At 71.6% G+C, this 14,089-nt stretch carries 16 protein-coding genes; 7 read left to right on the forward strand and 9 right to left on the reverse strand.

Annotated elements, in window-relative coordinates:
• The 3 genes from AB0F15_RS37000 to AB0F15_RS37010 form a co-directional block, all read left to right on the forward strand.
• A partial coding sequence (locus AB0F15_RS37000) for an ATP-binding cassette domain-containing protein (RefSeq protein ID WP_360281052.1) occupies window positions 1-1,972 on the forward strand: 1,972 nt, incomplete at its 5' end.
• Window positions 1,973-2,003: 31 nt separating this feature from the next.
• Window positions 2,004-2,933 (forward strand): ABC transporter permease subunit, encoded by a 930-nt coding sequence (locus AB0F15_RS37005; protein ID WP_360281054.1) that lies wholly within the window; start codon window positions 2,004-2,006, stop codon window positions 2,931-2,933.
• A gap of 19 nt (window positions 2,934-2,952) precedes the next feature.
• Window positions 2,953-3,693 carry an enoyl-CoA hydratase/isomerase family protein gene (locus AB0F15_RS37010; protein ID WP_360281056.1) on the forward strand — a complete coding sequence of 247 codons (741 nt, stop codon included), beginning with the start codon at window positions 2,953-2,955 and terminating at the stop codon, window positions 3,691-3,693.
• Here AB0F15_RS37010 and AB0F15_RS37015 read toward each other — a convergent pair.
• Window positions 3,690-4,193: an SRPBCC family protein gene (locus tag AB0F15_RS37015; protein WP_360281058.1), complete on the reverse strand. Its 504-nt coding sequence runs from the start codon at window positions 4,191-4,193 to the stop codon at window positions 3,690-3,692. The genes AB0F15_RS37010 and AB0F15_RS37015 overlap by 4 nt on opposite strands.
• Window positions 4,194-4,428: 235 nt before the next feature.
• Here AB0F15_RS37015 and AB0F15_RS37020 point away from each other — a divergent pair, with 235 nt between their 5' ends.
• A complete protein-coding gene (locus AB0F15_RS37020) occupies window positions 4,429-5,820 on the forward strand; it encodes a S28 family serine protease (protein WP_360281060.1) in 1,392 nt (463 codons plus the stop codon).
• A gap of 74 nt (window positions 5,821-5,894) precedes the next feature.
• Complete coding sequence (locus AB0F15_RS37025; protein ID WP_360281062.1) at window positions 5,895-6,284, forward strand: VOC family protein; 390 nt, start codon at window positions 5,895-5,897, stop codon at window positions 6,282-6,284.
• Between the two features lies 1 nt (window position 6,285).
• On the opposite strand, the gene AB0F15_RS37030 is transcribed toward AB0F15_RS37025, so the two are convergent.
• From AB0F15_RS37030 to AB0F15_RS37050, 5 genes are all read right to left on the reverse strand, one after another.
• On the reverse strand, window positions 6,286-6,633 hold the full coding sequence (locus tag AB0F15_RS37030) for an MmcQ/YjbR family DNA-binding protein (protein ID WP_360281064.1): 348 nt from the start codon (window positions 6,631-6,633) through the stop codon (window positions 6,286-6,288).
• On the reverse strand, window positions 6,630-7,028 hold the full coding sequence (locus tag AB0F15_RS37035; RefSeq protein ID WP_360281066.1) for a type II toxin-antitoxin system VapC family toxin: 399 nt from the start codon (window positions 7,026-7,028) through the stop codon (window positions 6,630-6,632). The genes AB0F15_RS37030 and AB0F15_RS37035 overlap by 4 nt, the downstream gene beginning before the upstream one ends.
• On the reverse strand, window positions 7,025-7,297 hold the full coding sequence (locus AB0F15_RS37040; protein ID WP_360281068.1) for a type II toxin-antitoxin system VapB family antitoxin: 273 nt from the start codon (window positions 7,295-7,297) through the stop codon (window positions 7,025-7,027). The genes AB0F15_RS37035 and AB0F15_RS37040 overlap by 4 nt, the downstream gene beginning before the upstream one ends.
• 47 nt (window positions 7,298-7,344) lie before the next feature.
• The gene (gene uvrB / locus AB0F15_RS37045; RefSeq protein WP_360281070.1) at window positions 7,345-9,501 is read right to left on the reverse strand and encodes an excinuclease ABC subunit UvrB; all 2,157 of its coding nucleotides are present in this window, start codon (window positions 9,499-9,501) and stop codon (window positions 7,345-7,347) included.
• An 83-nt stretch (window positions 9,502-9,584) separates the two neighbouring features.
• The gene (locus AB0F15_RS37050) at window positions 9,585-10,901 is read right to left on the reverse strand and encodes a DUF5685 family protein (protein WP_360281072.1); all 1,317 of its coding nucleotides are present in this window, start codon (window positions 10,899-10,901) and stop codon (window positions 9,585-9,587) included.
• A gap of 119 nt (window positions 10,902-11,020) precedes the next feature.
• Between AB0F15_RS37050 and AB0F15_RS37055 the strand changes: the two genes are divergently transcribed.
• Window positions 11,021-11,539, forward strand: coding sequence for a DUF402 domain-containing protein (locus AB0F15_RS37055; RefSeq protein ID WP_360281074.1), 519 nt, complete (start codon window positions 11,021-11,023; stop codon window positions 11,537-11,539).
• Here the strand turns inward: AB0F15_RS37055 and coaE are convergent.
• Window positions 11,536-12,720 (reverse strand): dephospho-CoA kinase, encoded by a 1,185-nt coding sequence (gene coaE / locus AB0F15_RS37060; RefSeq protein WP_360281076.1) that lies wholly within the window; start codon window positions 12,718-12,720, stop codon window positions 11,536-11,538. The genes AB0F15_RS37055 and coaE overlap by 4 nt on opposite strands.
• Window positions 12,721-12,838: 118 nt before the next feature.
• Window positions 12,839-13,129, reverse strand: a complete 291-nt coding sequence (locus AB0F15_RS37065; RefSeq protein ID WP_360281078.1) for a hypothetical protein — start codon at window positions 13,127-13,129, stop codon at window positions 12,839-12,841.
• A gap of 157 nt (window positions 13,130-13,286) precedes the next feature.
• Here AB0F15_RS37065 and AB0F15_RS37070 point away from each other — a divergent pair, with 157 nt between their 5' ends.
• On the forward strand, window positions 13,287-13,535 hold the full coding sequence (locus tag AB0F15_RS37070; RefSeq protein ID WP_360281080.1) for a hypothetical protein: 249 nt from the start codon (window positions 13,287-13,289) through the stop codon (window positions 13,533-13,535).
• A gap of 9 nt (window positions 13,536-13,544) precedes the next feature.
• Here the strand turns inward: AB0F15_RS37070 and AB0F15_RS37075 are convergent, their stop codons facing one another.
• Window positions 13,545-13,991 (reverse strand): OsmC family protein, encoded by a 447-nt coding sequence (locus tag AB0F15_RS37075; RefSeq protein WP_360281082.1) that lies wholly within the window; start codon window positions 13,989-13,991, stop codon window positions 13,545-13,547.
• Window positions 13,992-14,089 lie beyond the last annotated feature (98 nt).

Raw genomic sequence — 14,089 nt, forward strand, 5'->3', positions numbered from 1 at the left:
CGGCACCACCGGGCAGGCGAGCCAGGCGAGCGTCGACCTGCTGCGGCGTGTCTCCCCCGCGTCCGTGACGAGCAAGATCACCGTGCCGACGCTGCTGGTGCAGGGCGAGAGCGACACGCTGTTCGGCCTCGACCAGTCCGACGCGAACGCCCGCCAGATCACCGCGGCGGGCGGCAAGGTCAAGACGATCTGGTACACCGGCGGCCACGACGGCGGCAGGCCCGGCCCGCAGCTGCGGGCCAAGATCGCCGACTTCCTGAAGACGGCGCTGGACGGCGGCGACCCGGGCACCGGCTTCAGCTACGACGTCCAGGGCACCTTGCGCGCCAACGGAACGCCGTCGGTCCGCACGGTCAACGCGCCGGCGTACCCCGGGCTGACCGGCCCGGCCACCGAGCGGCGGCCGCTGACGCTGACCGGGCCCGCCCAGCCGGTGGTGCGCCCGGCCGGGGCGAACCCGTCGGCGGTGAGCGGGATCCCCGGGCTCAACGGCCTCGCGAGCAGCACGGCGCGGCTCGGCGCGCTGTTCAGCAACGACCCGCCCGGCCAGGCCGCGCAGTTCACCACGGCCCCGGTGGACGGGCAGATCGTCGTCAGCGGCGCCTCGACGGTGCGGCTGCAGGTCGCTGCGGACCCGGCGCACCCGCAGCCGGACGCGGTGCTGTTCGCGAAGCTCTACGACGTCGGGCAGGACGGCTCGCGGGTACTGCCGGCGAACGCCATCGCGCCGTTCCGGGTGACCGGCCTGCCCGCCGACGGCACCCCGGTCGAGGTCACCGTGACGCTGCCCGGCGTCGTGCGGCCGATCGAGGCAGGCCACTCGCTCCGGCTCGTCGTCGGCACCACCGACCAGGCGTTCGCCGCCCCGGTCGCGCCCGCGGTGTTCCGCATCGGGCTCGCCGGCGGCACCGCACTGGCCGTGCCGGTCGTGGCCGGGACGTCGGTCGGTTCCCCGGCTCCGGCCGGCCAGCTCGTCGGCATCGGCGTGACGCTGGCCATCGGCCTCGCCGTGGTGCTCTTCGCGGCGCTGCGCCGCCGCCGGGCCGCCGACGTCGACCCGGAGCTCGCGACGACGCCGCTGGTCATCGAGGGGCTGCGCAAGGAGTACCCGGGCGGGTTCGTCGCGGTGAAGGACCTGTCGTTCCGCGTCGAGCCCGGCCAGGTGCTCGGCCTGCTCGGGCCGAACGGCGCGGGCAAGACGACGACGCTGCGGATGCTGATGGGCCTGATCACGCCGACGAAGGGCCACATCCGGGTCTTCGGGCACAAGATCGCCGCGGGCGCTCCGGTGCTCTCGCGCATCGGCTCGTTCGTGGAGGGTTCCGGTTTCCTGCCGCACCTGTCCGGGCGGGAGAACCTCGAGCTGTACTGGGCGAGCACCGGACGTCCGCCGGAGAAGGCGCACTTCGCGGAGGCGCTGGAGATCGCCGGCCTCGGCACCGCGGTCGAGCGCCGCGTGCGGACCTACAGCCAGGGCATGCGGCAGCGGCTGGCGATCGCGCAGGCGATGCTCGGCCTGCCGGAGCTGATGGTGCTCGACGAACCGACCAACGGGCTCGACCCGCCCCAGATCCACCAGATGCGCGAGGTGCTGAAGCGGTACGCCGCGACCGGCCGCACCGTGGTGGTGTCCAGCCACCTGCTGGCCGAGGTCGAGCAGACCTGCACGCACGTCGTGGTCATGCACCGCGGCTCGCTGGTGGCCGCGGGTGAGGTCGGCGAGCTGGCCGCGGCCGGCGGCGAGGCGACGTTCCGGGTCGACGACCCGGCGGCGGCCGCGGCGGCGCTCAAGGCGCTCAGCGGGGTCACCGACGTCGACGTCGAGGGCGAGCTCGTGCACGCGAACCTCGGCGAACTGCCGCGCGGCGAAGGCGTGGCCGCACTGGTCCGCGCCGGCGTCGCGGTGGAGCAGGCCGGGCCCCGGCGCCGGCTGGAAGACGCGTTCCTGCAACTGGTCGGAGATGAGTCATGACCGCCGACGTACTTCCTCCCGCGGAGGCGAAATGAACACAGATTCGGGTGTGCACACCGATCCGCATGCGCTCGACGAGCTGAGCGACCTCGCGTCGCAGGAGCACGCCGGTGTCGGCCCGGACGGCGCGGTCGAGGGTTACCGCGCGCGGCGCACGCTGCGGCTCGGCGTCGAGCTGCGCCGCCAGCTCAAGCGGCGGCGCACGCAGTTCCTGCTCGGGTTCGTCGCGGTCCTGCCGTTCATCCTGGTGATCGCGTTCCAGCTCGGGCAGTCGAGCCCGAACCGGCGCAGCGGCGGGTTCGTCGATCTGGCCACGGCGTCCGCGCCGAACTTCGTGGTGCTGGCGCTGTTCGTGTCGGGCACGTTCCTGCTGCCGATGATCGTGGCGCTGTTCTTCGGCGACACCATCGCGAGCGAAGCGTCGTGGTCGAGCCTGAAGTACCTGCTGGCCATCCCGGTGCCGCGGCAGCGGGTGCTGCGGCAGAAAGCGATCGTGTCGGGGCTGCTGTCGGCGGCCGCGCTGGTGCTGCTGCCGCTGGTCTCGCTCGGGGTCGGGGTGCTCTGGTACGGCGCGGGCGACGCGATCAGCCCGACCGGCGACGCGGTTTCCTTCGGCGACAGCCTGCTCGCCATCGCACTGTCCACTGTGTACATCATCCTGCAGCTGGCCTGGGTGGCCGGGCTCGCGCTGGCGCTGAGCGTGTCGACCGACGCTCCGCTCGGTGCGGTTGGCGGCGCGGTGCTGGCAGCGATCCTGTCGCAGATCCTCGACCAGATCACCGCGCTGGAGGGCCTGCGCAACTACCTGCCGACGCACTACGCGTTCTCGTGGATGGACCTCATCTCGACCGACGTCGACTGGACCAACCTGGCGAGCGGCATGCTGTCGGCGGCGATCTACGGGACGGTGTTCTTCCTGTACGCCGGGCGGCGGTTCGCGCGGAAGGACATCACCAGCTGAACCCGGTACGGTCGGGCGCGTGCCGATCACGCTGGAAAGCCATCAGGACGTCGCCGTGCTGCGGATCGACCACGGCGGCGGCAACACCCTCGACACGGACTCGTGCCGCGAACTCGTGTTCCGGCTGGACGAGGCCGGCTCGGCCCGGGCGGTGGTGCTCACCGGTACCGGCCGGGTCTTCTGCGCCGGCGTCGACCTCAAGCGGATCCACGACGGCGGCGCGGCGTACGTGTCGGAGTTCCTGCCCCTGCTCTCGGACGCCCTGCTGGCCGTGTTCGGCTTCCCGCGGCCGGTGGTCGCCGCGCTGAACGGGCACGCCATCGCCGGGGGCGCCGTGCTCGCCGCCGCGTGCGATCACCGCGTGCTCGGCCCCGGCACCATCGGCGTGACCGAACTGCTGGTCGGGGTGCCGTTCCCGCTGGCGGCGCTGGAGATCCTGCGCTGCGCGTACGGGACGGCCCGGTTGCCCTCGCTCACCTACGCCGGCGAGACGTGGGGCGGCGAGGCGGCCCTCGCCCGCGGGCTGGTCGACGAGCTCGTGCCGCCGGAGGAGGTGCTCGAGCGCGCCATCGTCGTGGCGGCCCGGCTCGGCGACCGGCCGGCCGAGCCGTTCGCGCACACCAAGGCCCAGATCCGGCAGCCCTTCCACGAGCGGATCGCCGAGTACCGCCACTCCGACGATCCCGAGGTCGAGCGGCTGTGGCGGTCCCCCGCGGCGCTCGCCGCCGTCAAGTCCTATGTGGACGAAGTGCTCGGCTAGACCGCGCGCACGCCGCTCTCGGCGAGCGCCTTGATGCCCTCGACCGTCCGCTGCATGTTGCTCTGCAGCTCCCCGAGCCGCATCGCGACGATTTCCTCTTCGTGCTCGGGCATCGAGCCGATGATCGTGGTGAGGTTGGACGGGCCGGGGCCGATCTGGGCCCACTGGCGGAGGATGGTGCCGTCGCCGTCCGGGACGAGCTCGAAGCGCCACGACGCGGCGGGGTTCGTCACGTCCATCACGGCCCACGCGAACAGCCGCTCGGGCTCATAACCGGTCACGGTCGAGACCGTCTCCCACTCCCCGGCGACCGGGTGGGTGTTGCGGCCGCGGAACCGAGCGCCCAGGCCGGGTTCGGTGCCCTCGACCCAGCCGCCGCCCTGGAACTCGGTGGAGAACCGGGACGGCAGGTCGACGTCCAGCAGCCACGACCAGACATCGGCCGGCGGCGCGACGATGCGGATCTCGACCTGGGTGGTCGGGCAGTCGGAAACCTTCATGGCGGACCCCTCGCTGGATGCCGGTGCCTACGGATTCGGACCGTACGGGGGGATGAACAACCCGGACAACTCGCACAATGCCCGCGGCTGCGCACGCCCGAAGACGCCGCCCCGGGTGCCGCGCCACCCGCCGAAAGTCGGATCCTGACCGATTCTGCGCCCGGACAGCCGATTGCCGGCTCCGGCCGGTTCTGTGAGGGTCCCACGGAGGGTTCGTGAGCCGGGAGGGTGCTCGATGCGCAGAATTTTCACCGCCGGCGCGGTCCTGCTGGCGCTGGCCGGGCTCGCCCCGGCGGCCGCGGCGGCGCCCGACATCAAGGCGGCGCTGCAGCGGATCCCGGGGCTGACGATCGTTTCGGAGGACGCGGCGCCGGCCGGGTTCCGGTTCTTCAAGCTGACCTACACGCAGCCCGCCGACCACCGGCACCCCGGCGCGGGCACGTTCCAGCAGCGGTTCACCTTGCTGCACCGCGACTTCGCGGCCCCGACGGTCGCCTTCACGAGCGGCTACAACGTCAGCGGCGCACCGAACCGCTCGGAGCCGACGCAGATCGTCGACGGCAACCAGCTTTCGATGGAGTACCGCTACTTCACGCCGTCACGGCCCGAGCCGGAGAACTGGGCGAAGCAGCTGACGATCTGGCAGGCGGCGGCCGACGAGCACCGCGCGGTCCAGGCGTTCAAGGCGATCTACCCGGGCAAGTGGCTGGCCACGGGCGGCAGCAAGGGCGGCATGACTGCGACGTACTTCCGGCGCTTCTTCCCCGACGACGTCGACGCGACGATCCCGTACGTGGCACCCGACGACGTCATCGACCCGCTCGACGTCTACAACCGGTTCCTCGCGCACGTGGGCAACGATCCGGCGTGCCGCGACGCGCTGAAGGCGATCCAGCGCGACGCACTGAAGCGGCGTGACGAACTGGGGGCGATCGCCGCGGCCGACGCGGCGCAGCGTGGACTGACGTTCTCGATCGTCGGGTCGGCCGACAAGTCCCTCGAGATCTCGGTGATCGACTCGTACTTCGCCTTCTGGCAGTACCAGACGCAAGCGGACTGCGCGACGGTCCCGGCGCCGGGTGCGCCCGCGGCGGACGTCTACGCCTGGTACGAGCAGGTGGAGAGCCTCAACACCTACTCCGACCAGGACCTGGCGCCGTACATCCCGTACTACTACCAGGCGGCGGTGCAGCTCGGCTCGCCCGAGGCGTACGACGGCTACCTCCGCGACCTGCTGCGCTACCCCGGCGCCGACCAGCCGAAGACGTTCGTGCCTTCGTCGGTCCGGCTGCCGCGGTTCGACTACGCGGCGATGCCGGACATCGACTTCTGGGTGAAGTCCCGCGGCACGCGGCTGCTGTTCGTGTACGGCTCGAACGACCCGTGGGGTGCGGAGCCGTTCGAGCTGGGTTTCGGCAGCCGCGACGCGTACCGGTACTACGTCCAGGGCGGCAACCACGGGTCGAAGATCGCCCAGCTGGCCCCGGCCGACGCGGCCGCGGCCACGGCGACGGTCCGGCGCTGGGCGGGGTTGCCGCCCGCTTCGGCGTCGGCGGCACGGACGGCCCCGGCGGGATTCCCGGACTTCGACGCGGACTTGACGCTTCAGGCGCCGCCGCGGCTGTGACTTTCCCCGGGCCGGGCGTACTCTCACGGCACCTGACGCACGACCCCCTGACGGCCCGGCCTGAGGAGGCACGCATGCCTCGTCCCGTCCACTTCGAGATCCACGCGGGTGACCCCGAACGCGCGGTCGCGTTCTACACGGCGGTGTTCGGCTGGAAGTTCGAACGCTGGGGCGACGTCCCCTACTGGATGATCACGACCGGCGAAGGCGACGGCATCGACGGCGGCCTCCTCCCTCGCCAGGGCCCGGCGCCCGAGGCCACCGCCCCGGTCCACGGCTTCGTCAACACGATCGACGTCGCCGACCTGGACGAAGTGCTCGGCGAGGTCAACCGCGCCGGCGGCACCCTGGCCCTGCCGAAGAACCCGGTTCCGGGCGTGGGGTGGCTGGCGTACTGCAAGGACACCGAGGGCAATGTCTTCGGGATGCTGCAACCGGACCAGAACGCGCCCACGCCGGAGTGAGTCAGGGCCGCTTCGCCTTCGGCAGCCTCGCGACGACGGAGTCGTAGGACGCGTCGATCAGCTCTTCGAGCTCGGCATCCGGCACACCACCGCCGAGCTCGACGCGGTTCCAGCCGTAGCGGCCGAGGTAGTCCATGACCGTCACGGCACCCGGGTGGCGCGCCCGCAGCTCGGCGGCTTCGTCGCGGGTGGCCCCGCACTTGACGGCGACGCTGCCGGGCTCGTCCTGCCCGACGAAGGCGAAACCCTTGCCGCCGACCTTCGCGACCAGGACATGATCGCCGAAGGGATAGGTCTCCTCGGCACCCGGCTTGCCGAGGCAATAGGCGACGACGGCTTCGATGTTCACGACTCGAGCTTCACCAGTTCGAGGTCGGTCTGCGGGAAGTCGTCCCCGATGCACAGCAAGGGCTCCCCGGCGACGAACGCGGTGGCATAAGTGAGGCAGTCCCCGAAGTTCAGCCCGGCCGGATGCCTCCCCTTGCCGAATCGCATGAAGGCCATCTGCGCCGAACGCCAGTGCGCGTCACCGAAGGAGACCACGTCGAACCGCCGCTGTTGGAGGAAGTCCGCCAACAGAGCCTTCCCCCGCGGACCTTCCTTGTGCACCAGGACAAGAGTCGTCTCGACCAGAGTCGGTGCTCCTATGCGGCAGGACTGCGCAGAGCCGATCGTCTCTCCGAGAACCTTGGCCATCGATTCGCCGGTGATCGTGGCGATGATCGCAGAACTGTCGATGATCACACGCCACCCGGCCCGTAACCGAGAATTTCTTCCCGCTCGGCCTTGCTGATCGGCACGCCCCGGTTTTCGAGAGACACCTGAGGCCAGATCTCTTCCTCGAGAAACCGGACGAACGCGGCGCCGTCACGGGCAGCCGTTTCCCGCGCCACGAGCTGGTCGCGACGCAGCCGTAGGGCCTCTCGGACGGCACCGGTCTTGGTGTCACCCGTCAACTCGGCGACCTCGGCGGCCAGGCGCTCGGCCTCCGGGTCCTTGATGTTCATCGCCATGGTGTAATGATACCGCGCACGGTGTATTACTCGATCAATGGTCTGTGCTACTTGATGCCGGCCGCGTCCATCCCCCTCAGCTCCTTCTTCAGGTCCGAAATCTCGTCGCGCAGCCGGGCGGCCAGCTCGAACTGGAGGTCGCGGGCCGCCTGCATCATCTGGTCCGTCATCTGCTGGATCAGGTCCGCCAGCTGGGCGCGCGGCATCGCCGAGACGTTCTTGTCGACCAGCATCCCGGAGCTGCGCACGCGGTCGCCCTGCTCGGGCTTCTTGCCCCGCGAGGAGTTGCGGCCCGAGCCGCCCACCGAAACCTGCTCGGTGTCCTCGGCCTCGCTGTACACCCGGTCGAGGATGTCGGCGATCTTCTTCCGCAGCGGCTGCGGGTCGACGCCCCGCTCCTCGTTGTACGCGACCTGCTTTTCGCGGCGGCGGTCCGTCTCGTCGATCGCGTGCCGCATCGAGTCGGTGATCTTGTCGGCGTACATGTGCACCTCGCCCGACACGTTCCGCGCCGCGCGGCCGATCGTCTGGATCAGCGATGTCCCGCTCCGGAGGAAGCCTTCCTTGTCCGCGTCGAGGATCGCCACCAGCGACACCTCCGGCAGGTCCAGGCCCTCGCGCAGCAGGTTGATGCCGACCAGCACGTCGAAGTCGCCCGACCGCAGCTGCCGCAGCAGCTCGACCCGCCGCAGCGTGTCGACCTCCGAGTGCAGGTACCGCACCCGGATGCCCAGCTCCAGCAGGTAGTCGGTCAGGTCCTCCGACATCTTCTTCGTCAGCGTGGTGACCAGGACCCGCTCGTCCTTGTCCGCACGCTCCCGGATCTCGTGCACCAGGTCGTCGATCTGGCCCTCGGTCGGCTTCACGACCACCTTCGGGTCGACCAGGCCGGTCGGCCGGATCACCTGCTCGACGAACTCGCCGCCCGCCTGGCCCATCTCGTACGGCCCCGGCGTCGCCGACAGGTAGACCGTCTGCCCGATCCGGTCGGAGAACTCCTCCCAGGTCAGCGGCCGGTTGTCCACCGCGCTCGGCAGCCGGAAGCCGTACTCCACCAGGTTCCGCTTGCGTGACATGTCGCCTTCGTACATGCCGCCGATCTGCGGGACCGTCTGGTGCGACTCGTCGATCACCAGCAGGAAGTCGTCCGGGAAGTAGTCGATCAGCGTCGCCGGCGCCGTGCCGGCGCCGCGGCCGTCGATGTGGCGCGAGTAGTTCTCGATGCCGGAGCAGAACCCGACCTGGCGCATCATCTCGATGTCGTAGGCCGTGCGCATCCGCAGCCGCTGCGCCTCCAGCAGCTTGCCCTGCCGCTCCAGCTCGGCGAGCCGCTCCTCGAGCTCCTTCTCGATGCCCTGGATCGCCTTTTCCATCCGCTCCGGACCGGCGACGTAGTGCGTCGCCGGGAAGATCCGGACCTCGTCGACCTCCTTGACGATGTCCCCGGTCAGCGGGTGCAGGTAGTACAGCTTCTCGACCTCGTCGCCGAAGAACTCGACCCGGATCGCGAGCTCCTCGTACGCCGGGATGATCTCGACCGTGTCGCCCCGGGCGCGGAACGTCCCCCGCGCGAAGGCGATGTCGTTGCGCGTGTACTGGATGTCGACCAGCGCGCGCAGGAAGACGTCCCGGTCCAGCTGCATGCCGACGGCGAGCTTCGACGACCGGTCCAGGTACGACTGCGGGGTGCCCAGGCCGTAGATGCACGAGACACTGGCGACCACGATGACGTCCCGCCGCGACAGCAGGTTCATCGTCGCCGAGTGCCGCAGCCGCTCCACGTCGTCGTTGATCGACGAGTCCTTCTCGATGTACGTGTCCGTCTGCGCGATGTACGCCTCGGGCTGGTAGTAGTCGTAGTAGCTGACGAAGTACTCCACCGCGTTGTGGGGAAAGAGCTCGCGCAGCTCGTTCGCCAGCTGCGCGGCCAGGGTCTTGTTGGGCGCCATCACCAGCGTCGGCCGCTGGACGCGCTCGATCAGCCACGCCGTCGTCGCCGACTTGCCGGTGCCGGTGGCACCCAGCAACACGACGTCCTTCTCACCCGCCCGGACCCGGCGTTCGAGCTCGTCGATGGCCGCCGGCTGGTCACCGGCGGGCTGGTAGTCACTGACCACCTCGAACCGGCCGCCGGTCCGCGGGATCTCCGAGACGGGCCGGAAGTCGGACTGGGCGAGCACGGGGTGTTCGGTTGCGAAAGCCACGTCGACCAGAGTAGGCCGCCCCACCGACAATTTCCGTCGGCCCTGGTCAGCGGGGGGCAACACCCTGATCGACGGTTCGGCTCTCAGCAGCTGCAGTCGCAACAGCCGCAACACTCGCAACAACCGTCACAGGCGCAGTCACAGCCGCAGTCGCCGCAGCCATCGCTGCAGCCGCTCACCGGCTTCCCGCTCCACGGCCCGGGATAGGGATCGCGGCAGCAGAACTGGCACGTGCAGCACATGTACGGCGTGAGGGCGCAGCCGAGGAAGAAGTTGCGCTCCTTCGGCGGGACGGCGAACTTCGGGTACCAGAGGCCGCCGCCCTTGCCGTCGAGCGGCTCCGGGCCGCCGGGACCACCCGGGCCACCTGGGTCTCCTGGTCCACCCGGGCCGCCCGGACCTCCTGGACCGCGACCGCCGGGGCCGCCCGGACCGGGAGCACCCGGCGGCGGAAAGCCGTGCGGCTGCGGCGGGACCTGGTGCGGGTGCTGCTGCGGCGCGGGCCCCGGCCCGATCCACCCCGGCGGTGGCTGCTGCCCACTCGCCAAGCCGTGGCCGAAGGCCCGGCGCACCGCTTGGCGCAGCTCGTGGACCAGCAGCGCGTGCACCAGCGCCGGCTGGGCGAACTCCGCTTCGCGCAGTGCCAGCTCCACCCCCAGCACCGCGTCGTCGCACAGGCGGCGGGCCTCCGCCGGCCCCGTTCCCGTGGCCGACAACGGGTTCCAAGCTCCCGCCGCCGCGTCGGCCGCCTGGTCCTCGACCGCGTCCAGCAAGTGGGCCACGCGTCCGAACAAGCGCCCCGCCTCCGCCAGCGGGGCCGCGTTGCCCGGCCTGCCGGCCAGCTCCGCCGTCCGCGCGAACGCCGCCGCCGTGGCCAGCTCGGCGGGCTCCGTCGCGAGGAGCGCCGAGTCACCCGGACGCACCGAACCCTCGAGCGCCCCCTGCCGCTCGACCGCCTCGGTCAGCACCGCCGTGTCGAACCCGACGCGGCCACCGGTGCGGCTGCCCTGCGCCGCCCAGCGAGCCGCGACCCGGCGCGCCGCCGCCGCCACCGGACGCCGGCCGAAGGCGCCGTCGCGGTCCTCGACGTGGTCGCCGACCTTCGCCGCGGCCAGCACCAGCGAGACCGCGGCCGCCAGCTGGGCGCCTTCGCCGCGCGCCACCGACGCCGTCCGCATGCCCCGCAGCGGGCACGGGCCCGCTTCGCGCCGCCCGTTCGCGTGGGGTGTCTGCGCCTCGACCAGGACGGAGATGATCAGCCCGTCGTAGTTGGTGACGACGCGGGCGAACTGGCCGTGTTCGTCACGCAGGGTGAGACAGAGCCCGCACAGGTGCGCCAGCCAGTCCGCGTGCAAGCCGCCGGTCAGCCGATGACGGCACGGCCTGATGATCCCGAACATCCCCAGTTCCCCCTCGGCTCCCGGACGCTCGGCGCACCATAGCCCGGCCGGGTGGCACGCGCGGCAGCTGTGCGCGATTCGTGACCGGGTTTCGGCAGCCGTCCCGGCAGGATGGGCGCATGGCCGCACTGCACCCGCCGAAGGTCGAGGTCTTCGACCCCGCCGAGCGCGCGAACATCGACCCGAAGGGCATCCGGCGGGAGGTCGACGAGTTCCACGAGGAGCCGTTCGGCCTGTACCTCGCCCGCCCGACGCCGGGCCGCGCGCAGTTCCACTACCTCGAGTCGTGGCTCGTCCCCGGGCTCGGCCTCCGCTTCACCGACTTCTGGTTCTCCCCCGGCCACGAGCGCGACCAGGACTTCTACCTCGACGTCGTCCGGGTCCGCCGCGACGGCCCGCGCTGGGTCGCCACCGACCTGTACGTCGACCTGGTGCTCAAGGACAAGCTGTCACTGCGGGTGATCGACACCGACGAACTCCTGGAGGCGCTCTCCGCGGGCCTGCTGACCCCCGAAGAGGCCGAGTACGCACTGAAGGTCACCTACGCCGCGGTGGACGGGCTGGCCGCGCACGGGTACGACCTCGCCGCCTGGCTGGCCACCCGGGACATCACGCTGACCTGGCGGCGGCGCCCCTAGGGCGTCCAGCCGGTGGCCGCCGCCCACTTCTCCGCGCGGGCGAACACGCCGTGGACCCATTCCTGCTTCTCGTCGGCGTAGGCCTCGACCGTGCCGTCGGCGGCGTGCGCCTCGGCCAGCCGCAGCTTGACGTCGCGGTAGTCGTCGCGCTCCTCCGGGTTCGCGCGCAGGAAGTCGCGGAAGAGCAACGCGAGCCGCCACGCGGGTGTCTCCACCGACCGGACGTGCAGGTTCACCGGACGTCGCGGGTCCGCGCCGACGTGCAGTCGCTTGGGCCACGTCCCGGCGCCGTCCTGGGCGTCGTCGCGCCAGTCGCCCTCCAGCCGCGGGAACCCGGCGTCGGCCAGCAGCTCCGCCAAGGCGTCCGCGTCGTCCAAGGTGGACACCGTCAGCTGCAGGTCGAGGACGTCCTTGGCGGGCAGGCCGGGCACGGCCGTCGACCCGATGTGGTCGGCGCGGCGTGCCCGCTCCCCCGCCGCGGCGCGGACCCGGGAGAGCACCCGCTCGGCCTGGACGGCCCAGGTGAGGTCGTATTCCGCGATCTTCGGCGACACCGGCGGCCGCGGCCGGCGCAGCCGGACGTTCGCCTCGAACGGCACCAGCCGGTCCGCCCACAGGGCGTCGACCTCGGCCAGCACGGCGTCTTCGGCGCCGCCGTTGTCCAGCCAGACGTCGGCGACGGCGCGGCGCTGCTCGGCGCTCGCCTGCGCCCGGATCCGCGCCCGCGCGTCCTCTTCGCCCATCCCGCGTGCCGACACCAGCCGCCGCACCCGCACCTCGACCGGCGCGTCGACGACCACGACCAGGTGGTAGATCGTCGCGAGACCGCTTTCGACCAGCAGCGGGATGTCGTGGACGATGATCGCGTCCGGCTTCGCGGCCGCCATCAGCTCCCCGGTGCGGGCACCGATCAGGGGATGCACGATCGCGTTGAGCCGGCGCCGCGCATCGTCGTCGGCGAACGCCTTCGCGGCGAGCACCGGCCGGTCGAGCGAGCCGTCCTCGGCCAGGATCCCGGGGCCGAACTCCGCCACCAGCCGGGCGAGCCCTTCGGTCCCGGGCTCGACCACCTCGCGGGCGATCCGGTCGGCGTCCACCAGCACGGCACCGTGTTCGGCGAGCCGGTTCGCCACGGTCGACTTCCCGGCTCCGATCCCACCAGTCAACCCCACACGCAACATGCCGATCACCCTAGTCACGCGGCGGCCACGACCCTCCGGGACGCGTCCGGACAAACCGGCGCCATTTACGTGACAGGTGGGAAAATGTCGTAACACTTTGCTGGTTGGTTCGACGTCATCAAGAAGCGCACCGACGTGCCGGTCCGGTTCGCCGGACCGTCCACGCCATCGAGGGGGGCCTCATGTGGATGACGAAGATCAGCAGGCCGGCCGCGGCCGTGCTGTGCGTGGCCGGGCTCGCCGTCGCCGTGCCCGAAGCCGCCGCGGCGGCGCCGGCCACGCCGGCGACGAGGGTCGCGGCCGAACCGCCGGTGCGGTGCCTGACCGGCGTCCGCCGGGTCCAGGCCACGTCCCGGCACACACCTTCGCGACGGGTGTCCAGCGTGCAGAGCGTGTGGATCGCGTTCACGACGACGAGCTCCGGCCCATGCCCGAAGAACGGAGGATTCGCAAGTCGATCGTGACGCGTGACTCAACCGATATCCGGACACGCCGTGTTGCTTACCCACCACGCCCGGCGCGGCTGCGTACGGTGCGCGCGACAGAGTCGCCCACGCGGAGGAACGATGGCGGACAGCAAGCACGCCGGGAGACACCGGCTCGGCACGCCGGGACTGGCGCACTGCGTTCTTCACCGCCCGGTGGCCGACGCCTTGGCGGACTACCGGCGGACCTGGCTGAGCGCGCTGCTGGTCCCGGCTAAGCACAGCTTCGCCGGCCTCCGCCGCAAGGCGCGCGCCGCGGCGCTCGAGCGCATCTGGGTCCCCGTCGTCAGCCCGCGCGGCCCGGTCGCGGTGACCGTGCGCGCCGCCTGACCGGCGTCCTCAGCGGCCGGTTTCGCGCGTCTCGATCACGATCTCCGAGGACAGCGTGCGGTGCACCGGGCACTTGCCGGCGATCAGCATGAGCTTGGCGCGCTGATCGTCGTCGAGATCGCCTTCGAGCTCGATCTCGCGCACGATCCGGCTGAGCATGCCGCGCTCGGTTTCGCACCGTTCGCAGTCTTCGGCGTGGATGCGGTCGTGCCGCAGCCGGATGGTCGCCCGGGTCAGCGGGATGCCCTTGCGGCCGGCGTACATCCGCAGCGTGATCGCCGTGCACGAACCCAGCGACGCGAGCCGCAGCTCGTACGGGTTCGGGCCCGCGTCGGCCCCGCCGACCTCGACCGGTTCGTCGACGAGCAGGGTGTGGCTCGCCGTGGTGACCCGCTGCGTGTAGGTGCCGTCGCCGCTCGCGGTGACGACGACGGTGCCGGGCTCGGGGTGGTCCATCCGCGTCAGTCCTCCGGACGAATGGCCGGCTCGTGGTGAGCCGGACCTGGTGGACGAAGCCTGGCACGAACCGGGACTCGGCGGCTTCGCCGGGCGGG

Source organism: Amycolatopsis sp. NPDC026612 (assembly GCF_040638285.1).
In the GTDB taxonomy this organism is placed as follows: domain Bacteria; phylum Actinomycetota; class Actinomycetes; order Mycobacteriales; family Pseudonocardiaceae; genus Amycolatopsis.